Raw genomic sequence first — 17,982 nt, 5'->3', positions numbered from 1 at the left:
GCCACCAGAGCCAATACCCTCTGTAGAACAGGGCGCATCGGGGAAAAGGTGAGATCATAAACGGTTTGAACTCGCTGGAGAAGCGCTGAAGAGAGTTCGATTGAAATAGTACAAACATCGGGTACGCCCTGGTGACACATTCCCAATGGCGCCGGCCCATAGCACCAGTTGAATTCTCCTTCCTGTTCTCCAAAACTGGTTTCGATGCCGAATTCCCGAAGACGGAGAATTTTGTCAGCAATCAAGGGCCACGTCTCGCCCCGCTGACGCGAAAAAAGTAGAATAAATGTAGTAGACCCAGATGTAGTTCCTCAACTGCTAAGTCTGCTAATCATATTAACTTAGAATTAACCCGCTGTGGAGAACCTGAAATCAGTTCCCCACGGGTCAGCCTGTTCCCACGCCGGAAATATCCGGGGCGGGGTCAGTACCGAACTTAGTCCTTCATCTCGTATCAACAAGGAATCCCCTCTCATGATCAAGCTCAAAAAAATCATGGTCGCCACCGACTTCAGCCCTCATTCCGAAGTCGCGATCAGCTACGCCACCGAGTTTGCCAAAACCTTCGACGCCGAAGTTCTGGTCACCGCCATTGTGGAAGAACCTTCGCTGATGGCAGAGCTTCCCCCCATGGGCGAAGCCTACTTCCCCCCGAACCTGGCCGAGATTCAACAGCAGAGTGCCGAGAAAGCCTGTCAGAAAAAGATTGAAGAGCATGGTTTAAAAAACGCTCGGGTCGTCGTAGAGATCGGAACACCCTTCGTCGAGATTGTGCGGATTGCACGCGAGGAAGAAGTCGACATGATCATTATCGGCACCCATGGCCGGGGAGCGATCGCTCATATGCTTTTGGGCTCTGTTGCAGAAAAAATCGTCCGCAAAGCTCCCTGCCCCGTCTTAACCGTCCGCAGCGGAGAGCACGAGTTTATCCAACCTTAATTGATCGAATCGCCGTCTTGAGTGGTCCGATAACGAATGTTTTTTCAGAAACGGTCTTGATGAATTGCGTTTGGACAGGGCGATTTTAACTTCGGAAACGTTGGTTTCGATGGCAAAACAAAGGCCAAGCCCATTGTCGATATCAGCACTCGTATTCTATTTTTTGTAGAGGTCTTTTGCTTTTGTCGCAGTGCTTTGTCATTGTGATCTGTATCGCATTTACAGTATTCTGAAAACACCTCCCTGGCGACAGGGTCGCGAACGGTGACACGATTTCTCTCCACACACTTCCGCCTGCGTCCCTGCCCCGTCAATTGGCTCTCTCTTCCAATCTTGATGCTCCTTCTCAGGAGGGTTGCTGATTCCCAGCAGCCTGGACTTATTCATTATGACCTCTTCCCCCTCCTCGCCCGACGCCGACATCCCCGTCAGTAACTCCTCCGATTTCGAAGCGCCCTATCCCGGCTCTCCAAAGATGCCTAGATGGGAAACAGGAGAGTTGATTGATGCTCCGCGATTCAAATTGAAAAACTGGGCAATGATGCTTGGTCCTGGACTGATTTTGGGGGGAGCCGCGATTGGAGGTGGGGAATGGTTAACTGGCCCACTGGTCACCGCCCGCTACGGAGGGACTTTGTTGTGGCTGGCCACGCTCAGTATTTTAGGTCAGGTGATCTACAACATCGAAATCAGTCGGTACACGCTTTACACCGGTGAGCCAATTTTTACCGGTAAATTCCGCATTCCACCGGGTCCCCGGTTCTGGATGATCAGCTACCTGCTGCTCGACTTCGGTTCCTTCTTTCCGTATCTCGCCGCCTACGCCGCGACACCTTTATTAGCAGCTTATCTTGGTGGTACACCCGACGCGGAAGCGGGCCGTATGACGATTGAAATTGCGGGAATGGGGGGGACTTATTCCCACGGCGAAATTATGCGCGTGCTGGGCATGATAATCTTTGTTCTGGCGATTGTCCCTCTTATCTTTGGCGGCAAAGTCTTCAACATGTTGAAGGCCATCATGGCCTTTAAGATCATCACCGTGATGACGTTTCTTCTGATCGTCGCTCTCTGTTTTTCCAGCGCAACCACATGGATTGAGATATTCTCAGGCTTCTTCAAATTCGGAAATATTCCTATTGAATCGGTCGAAGATGTGAACCACAACGGCATACTCGATCCCGGGGAAGACTGGGACAGCGATGGCCGGTTAGACATGATTGAACCACGAACAGATTATGTCATTGACCAGGATGGCGATGGGAAAAACGACGCGACTGATATCAATCGCGACAATATTGCGGATCCGATGGTCGCTGTTTCGGCAGGCATCGACGGATCGGAGACCATCCTGTGGCCCGACCTTGATGAAGATGGCCAGCCCGATGTCGCCTACACTTATGATTCCAACAATGATGGAACCCCCGACACCAGTATCGCCTATGATGCAGACCAAAATGGCTATCTGGATCCCTACCTCGACTATGATGGAGACGGGACTCGCGATGGGGATAACGTGGAGAACCTCTTTCTGCGTCCTTTCAAATCGGAAGGTGAAAAAGCACCGATTCATATCGACTGGTCTGTCATCGCCTTTCTTTCAGCCTTAATTGCCATCTCCGGTTCCGGGGGATTATCAAACACGCCCATTAGTAATTACACCCGCGACCAGGGTTGGGGAATGGGGCATCACGTGGGTGCGATTCCGAGTATCGTCGGTGGCCAGGACATTCAGCTCTCGCACGTCGGAACAGTATTCAAACCAACTGCGGAATCGTTACCTCGTTGGAAGCGGTGGTATCGACATATTGTTCGTGACCAACTCGTGATCTGGATGCCGGCCTGTTTCTTTGGTTTAGCACTTCCCAGTATGTTGTCGGTCGAGTTTCTTGCTCGCGGCACTATCGTTGAAGATAAATGGGCCGCAGCCGTCATGACTGCCGATGGAGTGAAATCGACGGCCATCTCCAGTTTTGGAGCCGAATGGGGTGCCTTTTTCGGGTTCATGACGCTCTTCTGTGGCTTCCTCGTTCTGGCTCCCAGCATGTCGACATCAGCGGACGGTGTCATCCGCCGCTGGGTGGACGTCTTCTGGACGGCCAGCCCACGTCTTCAGAAGATGAAAACGAGCGCCATTCGATATGTCTACTTCTCCGTTCTCACTGTATACACCGTTCTCGGTTTGATCATGCTCTCGTTGGAGCAGCCTGAATCACTCTTGCTAATCGCGACAACGATCTACAACTTTGCCTTGGGAATCAGCTGTATTCACACATTGGTCGTGAATTGCTGGTTGCTTCCTAAGGAACTGCGACCGAACTGGTTCTCCAAATTAGCCCTCGGTATGACCGGATTGTTTTTCTTCACAGTCGCCTGCTTATCCACGTTGGCTAAATTCGTTTAGATCCTGCCCAGGTTAAGTGTGGCGGCTATAGGTCCCGAAAAGCCCTTAAAAATAGCAGGCTACGCCGCCAGAACACGCCACGGTTATCTGGAATGCGCTCTAGCCAACAGTTCCCAACAGAGTCGGTGCGAAGTCCGTCTCGGTTTTGATCTCGCAGACATGGATTCGAGGCAGACTCAACTTGCCAGAACCTATGTTGGGGAGAGGAAATGCGCTCAAATTCACCTCACCTATCTGGGTCGCCTCAGGTAACTCACACCGCTGTCCAACAGCTCTACAGAACAGCTATCTCACCAAATGGCAGCAAAACAACCGACAAGACCTAAATATCCCATTCTATCTTAGAAATTCAAAATTCAGGCAAAGTCCCTACAGCCGTCAGCCTAGATCTTGCCCAACACCCCCATTAGGATGGTTCCCGAATGGACGTCATCAGTTCTATGACCCGCTAACAGGAGCTAGACTCACTGACCTACTTACTTTGCTTGTGGCACGCACTCAGCCCACTTTGTTCCGGCTTGATTTCAAGTAACGGAACGCCACCAGTCGAAGTCCATTCACATCTCACTCTCAGCTTGAGATGTTCCTGACCGCTTCGGCGGATTCGGAAATGCAGGGTTCGATCCTCAGACTGATCGTTCCAGACCCAGTTAACTGACCCTAACTCAACATGACCTGAGAATTCCCCTCGGGAAGGCGGTAGCCTTCTCTTCCAGGTGAAACGTTCCCGTCAGACTGCCCGGCAATGAACGGAAGCTTGCCCCTGTTGTTGATTCTGCAATCTCAGACTCTTCTGATCGCAAATCGACATATAGGCATGACAATTCCCCCCTCCCGGTTAAACCTGCCCGAACTGCTCATCTCGATATTGTTTCGCTGCGACTCATTTTCGTAGTGAATACGATTCTATTCCGAGAAATTTCCCCACTAGTGGTCGTTCCGTGGTGAGGGTACGCAATCGTGATCTCGCGATTTGCTCCTCCTCTGTTCTTTAAAACGTGTAAAGAACTCCGATTCGGAACGTTCAACCACTTTGTTTGAACTCATGAAAGGATGCTCTGTCTGGCAAAATGGATTTGCTGTGGACTCGCTTCAGACACCTGTCCTCTACCCTCCCAAAGGGTGCCAGATAATAGCGCGAAAGGTACTTAATTGACTAAGCACATGATCCCCTCACTTGTGATTGGCAGCCTCCTCCTCCTTAGCTCCAACCTGTATGCAACAGAAATGGCAGAAGCCTCTCTAAAGCATTTCTCCTCAACCAGCAAAATCGAATGGCAACATGACCTGGGTCCTGCTCAGGAAATTGCGGAAACAAATAATCGTCCGCTACTGTTGTTCTTCACCGCAACCTGGTGCGGCCCCTGTCAGTCGGTCAAGCGGACCACGATGCAGGATCCCTCGGTCATTCGGGAACTCAGTAAGAACTTCGTCCCAGTGATGCTCGACTTCGACCAGCATCGTTTCCTGGCCAGCCAGATGAACATCAGCGTTGTGCCCACAATTATGGTCCTGAACCCAAGTGCGACTGGCCTACTGCACAAAGTGACCAACACCAGTGGCAGTATGTTTATCCGCGAACTGCAAACAGCCAAAAAAATGCATGGCGAAGAACGTACGATCAAAAAGACTGGTCTCTCTCGCTAGAGAATCTCTGCGGTTGCAGATTTTAAGCAGCCAGTACCGTCGATCTACTCGATTTGCCATCTGAAATCAGGAGCCAGCCCTTTCTTATTGAGAGGCTGGCTGTTTTTTTGCTTGCTGACTGGAAAACAGAGCATCAAGTACTGAAAGCAACTGAAGTTGACGCCTACCCGCACTGGACATTTTCCTCGCCCGTCCGCTACAATTCGCCTCTTGCAATTCGCGCGCCCCTTTTAGCCTTCATTTGGTTAGAGGTTAGGAAGAACCCTTCCAAGTCGCTGCGAAAGCTTCCAATACAAAACAGCAATACCAAAGCCTATGCTGGACGGGCTTAATCCGACTTCGTCAGAATTCACCCCGTCCTAAATTTGCCTTTGCATACGAGACCTTCTGCCGTGGGTGATCTCCGTTGCCCCAATAGCGACGGAAACCCATTCTCTTCAGGCGGATTCCCACTTGGTGGGCCATCCCCTTTCTGTGACGACAGGACAGTATGTACTGTTGGAACGATCTGCGAATTTCCGCAGATTCCTATCTTTCAAGTTGTCACTTCAGGTTCAATCACCTTTTATCGCTCGTCTAACAAGATCATGACAAAACCGACCCCAAAAAACAGCGACCTTCCTGAAAACGAAGATTCCTGGGATGACCTGGCTGAAAATCTGTTCGGGATTGAAGCGACTCCGTCTGAGGACAGCGAAGAAATCGATCTGGACGATGTCGAAGAATTGGCGGAACTTCGGTTCGATTTTGAAGACGACGATTCAGATACGACTGAAGAAAAACCGGCCCCCCTATCTGCGGCACCCAAAAAAGAAGCCGTAAAAGAAGCCTCCAAACCAGTAGCAGCCAAAGCTTCTGAAGAAGTGGCATTCGACGACGAAGACGATGATGACGAATACGAAGACGACGAAGTTGTTGCCCAAAGTGCTCCCCAGAAGAAAAAACTGGCGGATGACGATTTCTGGGACGCTCTGAGCGACTGGGAATGGGGCGACGGAAAACCGGAAGCAGCTGCCCCCGTGGAAGTCGACGATAGCGACGAAGCAAAACAGACTCGCAGTTTCTCTGCTGTCAGCAAAAATGATGAAGCCGAAGAATTGGATGACTTCTTTGACGAGGAAGCCTTCGGTGATATGGATGAAGACGACGAGCCCGCCAAAACAAAACCGGTTGCCCAAAAGTCCACTCCCGCCAAAAAAACAGAATCAAAACCGTCCCAACCAAAACCAACCGTAGCCAAAAAAGAAGTGATCGAAGAGTTGGAAGACGAGGACCTTTCGTTCGACTTCGATTTTGATGAAGACGATGACGATGACGAAGAAGACGATGACGTCGAACTTTCCACAGATGACGACGATGACGACGACGACGAACAGGAAACTGTTGTTGCCGAAGAGGACGACAGCGACGATAACGATGAGAATTCAGAGGAAGAATCTGCTCCTAAACGCCGCCCACGTCGACGACGTGGTTCACGCGGAGGACGCAGACGTCGTGGTGGCCGTAGCCGCAATACAGAAAACGAAACCAGTGCGGAAGCAGAACCTGATCTTTCGTTTGACAGTGACGATGATGACAACAGTGATCGCGACGACGATGTGAACGAGATCGACGAAGACGATCTCTCCTTTGACGACGACGATGACGACAGCGACGATGTTTCAGCCAACTTCGACAACGAGGACAGTAAAGAAGATGAGGACGAGCGACCACGCCGACGTAGTAGTCGCGGACGATCTCGTGGACGTCGAGGTGGCCGAAGCCGCGAACGGTCTGAAGACGATGATCAGAACGACAAAACCTCTTCCAATCGCGAACAGTCTGAAAAACCTGCTCGTCGCAATGAAGGAATTCCCACTTGGGAAGAAGCGATTTCCTACATGGTCCTCACACCGGAAAAAGGCAAACGAAGCTCTTCCCGCGACAGTGGAGGACCCCGGCGTCGCAGCCGCGGTGGTCGAAGCAGTGGCAGTAACACTGACACCCGAACTACTGATAGCAGAAAGACTGACAGCAGAAATGCGGAGAGCGGAAATACCAATAGCGAAAGAAGCGAACGGAAAGAGAGAAGCAGCAAACCGGCTTCGTCTGACAAAGGGGAGGAGAAATCAGAATCTCGCCCCCGTCGTCGCACACGACGTCCTCGACGACCCAGCAAAGACTAATCTGGTTGGGTGTAATACAAACCGAGAACGATCTTCACTCGCTGGGTAGACGCGTCGAGAGAAATCCCGCTTGATCCTGTCCCGGATAAGTGTGGCGGCTATCGGTCCCGAAAAGCCCTTAAATACAGCAGGCTACGCCGCCAGAACACGCTACGGTTATCTGGAATGCGTTCTAGAGGTAATATAACGCCAAACCCACGTTTGCAGAATTCCTGAAAATGTAGGTCCGCGTCACTTGGCTCCACTCCGATTCGTGTCATAGAGATGACTTGTGTCGTTGCGGTTTAACTCCGTTTGCGATGTTGCCAGTGCATGCGATCGTGGGAGAGAACGCCTTGACTGAACGCGCAGGTCAAACAGTACTTCTCGTTCCCTTTGTGCACGTAGATTTCGCCACTCATCAGCAGATGGAAGTAATCTTCTCCCGGTCGCTTCGAGTAGCAATATTCTTTCTCAAAACCCTGCTTGACCACTGCCTGCCAGCTATCAGGTTCATGAACATACAACCGAAGCTCTTGTGGAGCATCCCCCGGGATCGTCCCGGATTCTCTCTCTTCATCCTGCCCGGCAGGGTTTGCGGCATCAGGGTTTGCAAACTCAGGGCTTGATTCCTCCGCTTCAAACGGATCTGAACCATCATCGTCCACAGGAAAATTCGGCAGCATCGTTTTCCCCTCGAAATCTTAAGTCTGGCGAAACCATAGATTTTGTCAGAACAAAGCTTGTTCAATTTTATCACTCAAATTTTTACGTTCAGTTTTTCGGCCAGATCGAGCATCGCTTTCCAGTTCCCGTCATCGATAGGAATTCCATTCGCTTTTCGTTCAGCATGAATACGTCGCTCGGGATCACCGGGCAAAGTGATTTTATCGACTCCATCGATTTTCGGCACTGAGCGAACGTATTCTTCCAATTGTCGTACTTCCTGAACGAGATGGTCGCTTCCCGCCATTTTCTCTGGTGAGATTACCAGAAACCAGGCTGCATTTCCGAGAGGAGATGGAGCGTCGGGCTGGGCACAGGGAGCACCCGCCAAGCCGCTGGCGATCATTTCAATCATGAAGGCCAGCCCGAATCCTTTATAGGCCTGTAATCCTCCCATAGGGAGAATACTTCCGGGAGGATCTTCGTACAGTTTGTTTGGGTCGTTGGTAGGTTCGCCATTTGAATCGAGAATCCAACCATCGGGAATCTGTTCTCCCGCAATTTTTTTGACGCGGACTTTTCCTTCGGCAGTGGCACTGGTTCCAAAGTCGAGCACAAACGCTCCATGCTCACCGCCCGGAACTCCGATACAGAGGGGGTTTGTTCCCAGTCGAGGGCGTTTTCCGCCGACGGGTGCCACACGCTGAATCGCGCCATGATTATTGGCACAGATTAAGGCGATCATTCCGGCTTCCGTGGCCATCTCGGCATATTCGCCCAGTCGCCCAATATGAGCAGACTGTTTCAACGACCCGGACGCTACACCGACTGTTTCGGCCTTCTTAATGAGTCGGTTTACGAGATCTCGAGCAACGACCTGGCCAAACCCCCAACCTCCATCGGCGAGAATAGCAGAGGGCGTTTCGTTCAAGATTTGCAGACGACTTCCCTGTTTCAGAATCCCTTGCTGCATCCGATCAATATAAAACGGGAGCCGCATCACACCATGTGAATCATGCCCGTACAGATTCGCCTCGACCAGACTGCGACTGACTGTTGTCGCTTCCTCTTCATCCGCTCCAGCGGCAAGCAACAGGCGACTGGTGATCTGCTGAAGTTCTTCTTCGGAAAAAACGTGCACGAAAGGTTCCTCTCGGAGATGGGACGCGGACCATTGGCAGACCCGACAAGCAAAAGTCTGTCCGTTCCTTCGATTCTAGCGTGGACAGACTGTCAGGAGAAGCGAGTCTTCCCGCACTCTTTGAAGGCATCATTGATGGCTATTCACTCCCACAGCAACGTTCCTGTTCGATTCAATGAGATCGAACTTGAGACTCTTTTCTTCTTCGCTCATGCACACTGTGAATCTGACCACGTCTCACTACAACCGCTACGGTTTGCCAAGTTTCACCCTCTTATCGCCAAATCCGTTTCCTCTTCGATAAAGTCTCTCTGAACTTACCAGTTTGACTTGAAAGAGTTGCTGAAGAATCCGGTCGGGAAAGTTTGCGGAGCTTTGCGTTTCATTCGGATGAAACGACTCAGTGTTTTAAATTCGAAGAACGGTGTTAGCCGGGTCGATACATTCGACTGCTTCAGTACTCCATAACTCCTACTGGACCGATGACTGTCGTTAACAATTCCTGAGGTTCACTTCAGGAGCGATTACAGAAACGACTACTCAGGCCCAGTGTCCGTTCGACTTGTTGATTGACCGAAGGCTATATGGAAACCCCCACCGAGTTTGAAAACCTGGATACCGTCCGAGACTGGATCCACGAAACCTTGTGTCAGCGTGAAAACCTGTTGCTCGACCAGTTTCCGACCACGGAAACTCCGCTGATTAAAAAAGGGAAACTGTGCGGTCTTCAGTACACATTGCACGGTCCGCGAAACGTCCGTCTGAGTGCGATATGGGCAACCGACCACAACATCATTTACTTCTATGATGCTCAGGGCGAACGTTATCACAAGCAGCCGCTCGCCAATCGGGTCGAACTATCTGATCTCTACACCTGCTCAGAAAAAGCATCGGCTTGAATCGACTCGCATTCGCAAGCCTGTATCGGTGATTGCAGCTTCGGCAAGAGAACAGTCTTCGTACCATCTACCGCTGCGCGGTGCGAAAACGGGTTTACTTTTCGATCCTCCTCTGCGTGCTCTTCACAAACAATTCCTTCACGCACGAAGTTTCGATCCCCAGATTTATTTACGACGATTCCATGGTCTTCTTGTCATGTAAATGCCGTACAAACCCGTGCAAATTTGTTTAATCTTATCTAAACCAACTGTGTTGAAAAATATGAGACGATTGTCCAAATAATAAACAGACAGTCGAGATGTCAATTGAATCGCATGTCGATTAATTAATTAGACGAGCGATTCAAACGAGATTTTAACAAACTTTCTTTCAGACACTGGTACCACTCAATGTGGGCGTGCTTCATTCGAGTCTACATCGGATCGGTACATGTACCGTCTATTGCTTCCCTTCTCTCTCCTGTCTGACAATATTGAATACCTTTCTGAGATTGACCAGATCATGATGAAAAGCACCCCTCTTTCAGAAGAGACGGCCCTGCTAGTCCACGATTCGTATCGACGGTGCATGCTCGCCAGCAATTTTCTCCCACTGTTCCATCAGAAAATGATTGGATCCTCAAAAGAAGTCGCTAAATACTTCGATGTTTTTCCAGTAAATCAGCGATATCGCATTCTCGCTAAATCGGTTGCGGAACTCGTTTCATTTGCGGAAAAGAAACCAGAAGCCATCCAGCAAATGAACGAAGTCGCTCGATTACATAGTAGAGAAAAACTAAGACTCAAACCGGAATTCTACACCTTTTGGTCGTCGTCGTTCATGGAAACGATCAGCGAACTTGATGACCAATGGAATGACGAACTCGAAACGGCCTGGACTGATTCGATCTCCCACGGGATCGAATACCTGATCCAAAAAAATTCGTTTCGGCTGTAGAAAAGACTGCGTCAGTCGGATTGCCTTAGCTCAATATCGGCAGTCCTTAATCATGATTCGCGACATAGCAACTCAGAATGTAGTGCTGCAGGTAATACTCGTTACCAAGAGACTGCAACGTCCATCCCGGTAAGCTGGATCCCAAATCGGGCGCCAAAAGCGATTCGGTGTTAACGACGAGAACTGAAGGCGGATCGCTCTGGTTGGCCTCTTTCAGTTTATTCACGGCCTCGTTCCAATTTCGATAATGTTCGAGGGGGCGATTCATCCACTGCATTTTGAGTACAGCACGCACGGTCGGTTGCAAGTCCTGTTCGCTGATCACAAAAAAACGATCCGCTTTTCCGACGACCTCGTCGATTCCGTGCTCGAACTCAGCTACGTTCTCTGCGAAGAATTTGTGGTTCTCTCGAGACAGGACGCTATTCCCCAGACACATTATCAACAGTAGGAATACTCCTAACCGCAGCATTTTTCTGGCGCGGAACTCGTGTCCGCTGGTTCGTAACCAGATTTTCCAAAGCGCAATTAGAATGAAGAGAGTCACACCAACCTGCACCCAGACACTCACTGATTCCAAAACGCGCAAGGTATACCAGATGGCCATCAGTAGCGCGAGACCGAAGGCGATCATTACATCGATGATGGAAACCTGTCGTTCCAGAATTTTATCTAACGACACGGCGACCAGAACCAATAAAGTGATTGTGAATAACAAATTCCAGCCCGCTACCAGGTCAGGATAATGATCAGACTGAGTCTGATTGGAGGCAACCCAGACTAATCCACTCAACAGAAAACCAATGACCCAGAAACGTTGATTAATCGCCAGTCGACCAAATTGTAAAAATGCTTTCAAACAGACGATCAAGCCAATCAGCAGAAAACCGAGCAGGAAACTGGTCGATTCCAGAAAGTCAGTGACCAACCGTTGTTCTTCCCAGGAGACGGGGGACAATTTGGGCATGAGCAGAGCAAAGTCATCCGGGCTCCCCCAACGCACACTGAATAGAAACAGCCCGCTGGCTGTAATAATCGCGGCAAAGCCTCCCAACGAGATAAGACGAAACCTCAAAGAATGCCACATTCCAATCTCTTTAGGGTTCCTACTTCCTTTGGGTTGAGGAACGACCGATCTCAGTGCGGCGATCAACATGGTGTCGGCGACCATCCATGCGACCAGAAAATAGGTAAACGCCGGAGCGATGAACATGTTCAACCCTCCCGCCACCGCACCGACGAGTAAGTAAGGCGAAAAAATAGTCTTCTGTAGCAGATGCCGTTGATATCCCCAGAGTGAGGTGATTATCAATGCCAGGGCGCACATGGGCGTGACCTGATGTGTCAACTGTTCCAGGTACTGTGGATGCATCAGTAATAACAGAGACGCGATCAATCCACAGCGGGAGTTCAGCATTGTCTGGGTGAGCATAAAGACCACCAGCACGAGCATCACACCGAAAAAATAAGTCGGCAGGAGAGATCGCCAGCTAATTGGCAGTTCTGTCAAATGCAAGGTGAACCCGGTCATCCAATGCGGCAATGAAAACGCGACTGAAGAAGGAGCCTCCCAATGTTCAAGACTTTGCAGAATAAACAGCGAGTCGTACCGCGTCAGTTCGTCATACTGAATGACGAGTAACCCCGGAATCAGCGCGAGCACAAACAGCAACGGTTTAAAAGCTTCCGCCTGTTTCAATATGGTCAACACCGGCTCGGGCCGATCCGCCGCCAACTGGATGAGTTCTTGATCAGTTACGAGGGACAAAACAGAGAGTCCAATTGCTTGAGAAAGAGTGACGGCCTCACAAAGGCCATCGTTCGTACAACTTCCATTATATCATAACTAAACGAGCGAGGAGTCTACAGATACTCCACTTAAACAGTAATTGTCCCGCTAACCGTTTCGAGCTCGACGTCAATTCGAAATCTAGTTTAGGAGGGACTCGAGCTATGCGAATCTGCCCCCCCCCAGTTAGGACTTGTTTGAATGTCTAAATCATGTATCAAGTCGAGCCTGCTTCCATTTGATGATTTCGTCCAGAATTTCGTCGAGCGAAAGCGAGGGTTTATCATGGATGAGCGACTCCAACCGGGAGAGGTCGGGCACGCGGCAGCGAACATCTTCGAAGTCGGCGCCGTAGACTTGCTGGTATGGAACATAGTCGATAGCTAGAGTCGGATCGATTTTTTGGATCACCTTTTCCGCCAGCGCCTGCATTGTGATGCTTTGGTCGCCACCGATGTTGCAGATCAAGCCATTGGCGGCGGGAGTTTCCATCAGTTTAAGAATGCAGCGGACGACTTCGTCGACGTGGGCGAAACATCGTTCCTGCTGGCCATCGTCGTAGACTGTAAGATTCTCTCCCGCGAGGGCTTTATCGATGAACCGGGGGATGACCATGCCGTAGTTCCCGACCTGATTCGGCCCGACCACATTGAAGAACCGACCAATCACGACAGGCAGGCTGTGCTGACGCGCGTAAGCCAATGCCAGAAATTCGTCGATTGCCTTTGAGCAACCATAAGCCCAGCGCGGGCGAGAGGTCGGTCCCAGACAGAGATCGTCCTCTTCGGACCAGATGGAATTCGGGTTCTTTCCATAGACTTCGCTGGTGGAAGCGAGAAAGACCCGCTGATTGCGGACAGCAGCGGCCTTCAACAGGAACTCCGTCGGCGCAATATTTGTCTCGATAGTCCGCACTGGATCTTCAGCGACAAGTTTGACTCCCACTGCTGCGGCAAGATGATAGACGGTATCAACATCCTGCAGGGCATCGTTCAAATGATTGTCGCTGGTGATCGAGGCTTCCTGGAATTCCAACTGATCGTATTGAGAAAGTAATGGCTCCAGATTTTCGATGCGACCGGTCGACAGATCATCGATTACCCGCACCTGCTCCCCCTGCTCCAGTAATGCCCCACAAAGATTGCTACCGATAAATCCGGCCCCCCCTGTAATCAACGAGAATCCCATTGAACGAATGACTTTCTATTTCTTGATGTGTCTCTTAAGTAGTTGTCGACCAGTTGACGCGTTCTCCTCTTCTGAACGGGAAGAGCTTCGATTCTCTTTTCTACAGCGTCGTCCTATGAAATTGATCATAAGGAAAACGGACTGAAAAGGTATCCGTTGAACCCAGCCAGAATAGACGAATAAAAAAAGAACGCACACTTTATTCGAGTGTGCGTTCCTTTCAGGGTCGAACCGTCGGTTCGTTTTATTGAAGAAGTACTCTCTCCAGATTTGTCTTCAGGTGATTAAGCCTGAGGATCAGGGTTAGGTACGGTGTCTTCTGGGTTCTCCTCAGGTATCGGAGTCGGTTTGTTCGTTTCGACTCCTTCACCTGCATCGTCACTGTAGGTCGATCCTGGTGCGGAACCCGCTCCAGAGAAAGGAACAGAACAGTTACCGGAAGCACAACCTGAATCACAGGGAGCACAAACCGTGCTGGGCACGACTCGGCAAACTTCGTAGGCAACTTGACGAGGCACACATTTGGCAACCATCCGAGTACAGTTCACCTGCTCGACTCGTGGAACACATTTGGCCACGCGGCGGGTTACTTCGTAAGGAACTTGTTTGGTCACGCAGAATGGAATCTCGCGAGTTTTCTTTTCGTAAACAGTTTTGCAGGTACGAACGGGAATTTCGCAGGTGCGTTCTTCCGGGACCATTTTGCAAACCTGGTAAGGAACTTTCTTCACGATCGTTTCGCAAACCATTTTACAGGTACGGTAAGGAATCTTTTCAACGATCACTTCCGGGACCATTTTGCAAACGGTCACAGGAACTGTAGTTACCTGAACTTCAGGAACGTACTTGACGACCTGAACTGGGCAATTCTGACGAACGACTTCCGGAACGTAGGTGGTGCAGGGAATCTGCTGTTCAACGACTTTGGCACACCACTGTGGGCGGTAGGTCGTCCAACCCGGCATCTGAGTCATACAGACTTTCCAGCCGGTGCAGGGATCGCAGCTCATTTTGGGAACTACAGGTCCCGGAACACAAACCGGTTTCCAGGTCCAGTGTCCACAGTCACGACGAACGGTTTTACAAGTCGTGACCGGTTTCATAATCGTGTAGCACCGTTCCTGATTAACCGTTTCGCAGACACGTTTCATCACGGTGCGGCGACATTCGCGTTCAATCGTTTCGGTGACCGGTCGCATGACAGTCCGGCGACATTCGCGAACATGATCTTCGAAAACAGGCCGTCGAACTGTGTACGAACTATCGCGGTACAATGTTTCGGTGACCGGTTTCATGACGGTGTAAGTCTGAGTACGGCTGCTGGTCTCGTAAACGGGACGGGCGACGGTGTACTCTTCGGTGCGGTACTGAGTTTCAGTCACGTTGCGGTAGCAGGTAGTCGACTGATCTTCATAGACCGTATCGTAAACGGTTCGGTTAACCGTGTACGGTTCGGGTTCCATGACAGTGTCATAGACCGTCTTGTAACAGGTCTGCCGTTCCACTTTACAAGTCGTGTAACAGGATGTGGGCTGACAGGAGGTAACTGGACAGCAGTTGTAACTGCCGGCACCCATATACCAACCTGCCTCCGCCGTCACTGGCACCGCCAAAGTGATTAAGGCTAAAAACAAGGTTGCTCTCATGATCGAATCTCCCTGGGGCCCGCATCGACGCGGGACGATAAACAATGGTGTGAACTCTCAAGTGGTGTAGTTCCGAAAACGGCATCGGACAAACGAAGCGAAATCAGGAACGGGTCATAGGGGGTCAAGTCTAGTGTGAGTCGGGGATCTCTTTCATGAGCCCGTTTTGTCATTCCCGCGAATTAAAGGCTGATTCAGATTCGCCAGATACAAAACTTGCTGCACTACGAATTATGCTTACATAAGGCAGCAGTTGCAAAGAATAAATTGTCTTCGCAATCGGAACGACCGATACACGGACCGGTTGTAACGATCACAAGTTTCAGGGAGGTTAAGCAGTTACGACGACGTGAGGAATTTTTGCGGATTACGGGTTATAACGATGCCGTCAATTCACTTCATGTAAAGCTGGCTAAGCAGGGAAAAACAGTCTAAAGCCCGTCGCGCATTCCCAAGCCCTTAAGACTGATATAATCGGACCGATAGCGAACAGCGGGACACTCCGCGTTATTAAAACAGGCGTCGCTGTAGGAGCTTCATGACAGCGTTAGCGATGGAAGCGTTTTCAACGATTAACATCGCCACTAACACCCAACACCTGTGAGGTCGGAGCGGAATTCCCAAAGCGGTCATATTGATCGAAAGCCCAAACCACTTTTTTGGTCGCCGGATCAATTTCAACCAGCAACGGATTCCCGGGACCGGCATGACAATTCCCGATGATGTAGTTCCCGTTGGGATGAACTTCCAGAACAGTCACCCAAGCAAAACGGATACCGTCCAAGTCATCCTGATGAAGTTCCCAGACAATCTCTTTCTCGGGGGTCACTTCAATCACCGAATGCCCGTTGCCGGTCGCGATCAGTGTGTTCCCGTTGTTGAGTCGCAAGGCGGCATAGGCACTATTTCCAAACGCATCCAGTCCATGCCCCGGTTGAGGTTCTTTACCAAATAGAGGAACGGAATACTCCCAGACAACCTCGCTGCTCTCGCCATCATACTCCCGGATGACTCCGTCCCCTTCATGGCAAACCAGGTAATTACCGTTATCGAGCTTACGGGCCAACCGGGTATCCCGGTGGGGATGGGGATTCTCTATTTTCAGTGGGACAGTTTTGAGCAGTTTACCGGACCGATCAATTTCGATAATCCGCCCTGCCCCCGACTCGGCAATCATCACCCGTCCATCCGCCAAAGGTTGGATGGCATGCACTTCGATTTTCTTCCCGCTGTTCCCATTCTCTATCGAACTGTCGTACGACCAGACGACTTCTTTTGATTTGCGATCAATCTCGACCACTTCGCGAAAGGCACGGACAGTCAAGATATTGCCATTCTCCAACATATGCAGATCATGAATATCCTTCCACGGCATCTCCCATTCAACTTCACCCGCTTCGTTGACGACGGCCAGTTTCCCATTCCCCTGCATGATGACAGGATGAGCGGCGAAGGCAGGAACACTGAGAGTCAGCAGTACGAGAAGGGAGAACAGAACGCGAGTCAGATTTGGCATCAAAGGATTCCTATGGGTTGTATATAGATCGAGTATTATCTTCTCGATCGTAAAGCCCGCAGTCGCTGTAAGCAATCCCCAATCAGGAATCATACCAAGGTGCCACTGCTGACTCGTTCAGCAGTGCCGGATACGGGTATAGCATCGAATGCTCCGAAACCAATGCAACAACGGGATTCCTCAAGAAAGATGGAGTGCTCCCTTCAGAACAAAATCTGTTGTACCTCAAGGAAACTTTCAACATCGGTACGCTTTATCGCCCATTCTGATTTTTTAAAAAACAGCTTGATTGAAAACTATTCCTTTGATGCAATGGTTTAGTGTGGCTTTCGACTTTTCTCCTTTCGTACCACTCGCTGGTCCTATCTGAATAGCATAAAAATGGAAACCCATCAGAATATCCAACAGACAGTTAACGAACTGGATCTCCTGAATGCCAAAGATTCTATAGAACGACTCCGTGTCCATTTTCAAAACGAAGGGAGTGTGATATTCGATTCCTGCTATCGCCGTCTGATAAGCCAACGAGACAAATACGATGAAATGACGGTCGCGATTCTGATTTCCCTCTGTTCCGAAATCGACCGGGAAGAACTGTTTAATCGACTTTATGAGAATTGGGGAGATTTTGATGTCTACAAAAAGACCAACATACGCTTGTGTGCCAGAGATGCAAATGGCCTGACCGTTACCGAATGGCTTCTTATATATGATCATCCGGAAAGTCAGCAGCATGATCGTCGCGGTATTTTCGGCGATCTGCTGGCTGGTGGTAACAGAGATGAATTCCAACCCTATTTGCAAAGATACGCCAAGCGACTCAAAATGGAATCTCAAAACGACGTCGACTATTTAGAATGGCTGAACTATGTCGCAAAGCAATATGGAATAGAGTTATGAACTGACGTTGAGGATTGAGAATTAGAGGCAACTCGCATCTGGACAGTTATGTGAAGCCCCCCATTCGGAATCACACAAGGGTGCCACTGCTGACTCGTTCAGCAGTGCCGATCACGGAGAACTCATTGAATACTCCGAAACCAATGCAACAACGGGATTCCTCACG

At 50.1% G+C, this 17,982-nt stretch carries 13 protein-coding genes; 7 read left to right on the top strand and 6 right to left on the bottom strand.

The features are described from left to right. Positions 1–474 precede the first annotated feature (474 nt). The 4 genes from Pla110_RS05580 (at position 475) to Pla110_RS05565 (ending at position 7,155) form a co-directional block, all read left to right on the top strand. Positions 475–939 carry a universal stress protein gene (locus tag Pla110_RS05580; RefSeq protein ID WP_144994059.1) on the top strand — a complete coding sequence of 155 codons (465 nt, stop codon included), beginning with the start codon at positions 475–477 and terminating at the stop codon, positions 937–939. Positions 940–1,327: 388 nt separating this feature from the next. Beyond that, positions 1,328–3,343 carry an Nramp family divalent metal transporter gene (locus tag Pla110_RS05575; RefSeq protein WP_144994057.1) on the top strand — a complete coding sequence of 672 codons (2,016 nt, stop codon included), beginning with the start codon at positions 1,328–1,330 and terminating at the stop codon, positions 3,341–3,343. A 1,164-nt stretch (positions 3,344–4,507) separates the two neighbouring features. After that, positions 4,508–4,990 (top strand): thioredoxin family protein, encoded by a 483-nt coding sequence (locus Pla110_RS05570; RefSeq protein ID WP_144994055.1) that lies wholly within the window; start codon positions 4,508–4,510, stop codon positions 4,988–4,990. Positions 4,991–5,577: 587 nt separating this feature from the next. Further along, a complete protein-coding gene (locus Pla110_RS05565; protein ID WP_144994053.1) occupies positions 5,578–7,155 on the top strand; it encodes a hypothetical protein in 1,578 nt (525 codons plus the stop codon). 284 nt (positions 7,156–7,439) lie between these two features. Here the strand turns inward: Pla110_RS05565 and Pla110_RS05560 are convergent, their stop codons facing one another. Together Pla110_RS05560 and Pla110_RS05555 are read right to left on the bottom strand one after the other, a co-directional pair. After that, the gene (locus Pla110_RS05560) at positions 7,440–7,820 is read right to left on the bottom strand and encodes a hypothetical protein (protein ID WP_231742923.1); all 381 of its coding nucleotides are present in this window, start codon (positions 7,818–7,820) and stop codon (positions 7,440–7,442) included. Between the two features lie 74 nt (positions 7,821–7,894). Continuing rightward, a complete protein-coding gene (locus Pla110_RS05555; RefSeq protein ID WP_144994051.1) occupies positions 7,895–8,941 on the bottom strand; it encodes an Ldh family oxidoreductase in 1,047 nt (348 codons plus the stop codon). A gap of 584 nt (positions 8,942–9,525) precedes the next feature. Between Pla110_RS05555 and Pla110_RS05550 the strand changes: the two genes are divergently transcribed. Beyond that, positions 9,526–9,840 carry a hypothetical protein gene (locus Pla110_RS05550; RefSeq protein ID WP_144994049.1) on the top strand — a complete coding sequence of 105 codons (315 nt, stop codon included), beginning with the start codon at positions 9,526–9,528 and terminating at the stop codon, positions 9,838–9,840. A gap of 430 nt (positions 9,841–10,270) precedes the next feature. Then, positions 10,271–10,777, top strand: coding sequence for a globin (locus Pla110_RS05545; protein ID WP_144994047.1), 507 nt, complete (start codon positions 10,271–10,273; stop codon positions 10,775–10,777). A gap of 46 nt (positions 10,778–10,823) precedes the next feature. Here Pla110_RS05545 and Pla110_RS05540 read toward each other — a convergent pair whose 3' ends face one another. From Pla110_RS05540 to Pla110_RS05525, 4 genes are all read right to left on the bottom strand, one after another. After that, a complete protein-coding gene (locus Pla110_RS05540; protein ID WP_144994045.1) occupies positions 10,824–12,545 on the bottom strand; it encodes a hypothetical protein in 1,722 nt (573 codons plus the stop codon). A 231-nt stretch (positions 12,546–12,776) separates the two neighbouring features. Then, on the bottom strand, positions 12,777–13,754 hold the full coding sequence (locus tag Pla110_RS05535; protein ID WP_144994044.1) for an NAD-dependent epimerase/dehydratase family protein: 978 nt from the start codon (positions 13,752–13,754) through the stop codon (positions 12,777–12,779). Positions 13,755–14,038: 284 nt separating this feature from the next. After that, positions 14,039–15,400, bottom strand: coding sequence for a hypothetical protein (locus tag Pla110_RS05530; protein WP_144994042.1), 1,362 nt, complete (start codon positions 15,398–15,400; stop codon positions 14,039–14,041). Between the two features lie 565 nt (positions 15,401–15,965). Beyond that, entirely contained in the window at positions 15,966–16,916 is a 951-nt protein-coding gene (locus tag Pla110_RS05525) for an outer membrane protein assembly factor BamB family protein (RefSeq protein WP_144994040.1), read from the bottom strand. A 381-nt stretch (positions 16,917–17,297) separates the two neighbouring features. Between Pla110_RS05525 and Pla110_RS05520 the strand changes: the two genes are divergently transcribed. Further along, entirely contained in the window at positions 17,298–17,816 is a 519-nt protein-coding gene (locus Pla110_RS05520; RefSeq protein ID WP_144994038.1) for a hypothetical protein, read from the top strand. The last annotated feature ends 166 nt before the right edge of the window (positions 17,817–17,982 follow it).

This window comes from Polystyrenella longa, assembly GCF_007750395.1.
GTDB classification, from domain to species: Bacteria; Planctomycetota; Planctomycetia; order Planctomycetales; family Planctomycetaceae; genus Polystyrenella; species Polystyrenella longa.
The sequence above is the reverse complement of the archived record's forward strand: the minus strand, read 5'-3'. Positions and strand labels throughout refer to the sequence as shown.

Bases quoted from the DNA above. Each gene is read 5' to 3' on its own strand.
- Pla110_RS05580 (WP_144994059.1), top strand. From the start codon at position 475: ATGATCAAGCTCAAAAAAATCATGGTCGCCACCGACTTCAGCCCTCAT.
- Pla110_RS05575 (WP_144994057.1), top strand. From the start codon at position 1,328: ATGACCTCTTCCCCCTCCTCGCCCGACGCCGACATCCCCGTCAGTAAC.
- Pla110_RS05570 (WP_144994055.1), top strand. From the start codon at position 4,508: ATGATCCCCTCACTTGTGATTGGCAGCCTCCTCCTCCTTAGCTCCAAC.
- Pla110_RS05565 (WP_144994053.1), top strand. From the start codon at position 5,578: ATGACAAAACCGACCCCAAAAAACAGCGACCTTCCTGAAAACGAAGAT.
- Pla110_RS05560 (WP_231742923.1), bottom strand. From the start codon at position 7,820: ATGCTGCCGAATTTTCCTGTGGACGATGATGGTTCAGATCCGTTTGAA.
- Pla110_RS05550 (WP_144994049.1), top strand. From the start codon at position 9,526: ATGGAAACCCCCACCGAGTTTGAAAACCTGGATACCGTCCGAGACTGG.
- Pla110_RS05545 (WP_144994047.1), top strand. From the start codon at position 10,271: ATGTACCGTCTATTGCTTCCCTTCTCTCTCCTGTCTGACAATATTGAA.
- Pla110_RS05535 (WP_144994044.1), bottom strand. From the start codon at position 13,754: ATGGGATTCTCGTTGATTACAGGGGGGGCCGGATTTATCGGTAGCAAT.
- Pla110_RS05530 (WP_144994042.1), bottom strand. From the start codon at position 15,400: ATGAGAGCAACCTTGTTTTTAGCCTTAATCACTTTGGCGGTGCCAGTG.
- Pla110_RS05525 (WP_144994040.1), bottom strand. From the start codon at position 16,916: ATGCCAAATCTGACTCGCGTTCTGTTCTCCCTTCTCGTACTGCTGACT.
- Pla110_RS05520 (WP_144994038.1), top strand. From the start codon at position 17,298: ATGGAAACCCATCAGAATATCCAACAGACAGTTAACGAACTGGATCTC.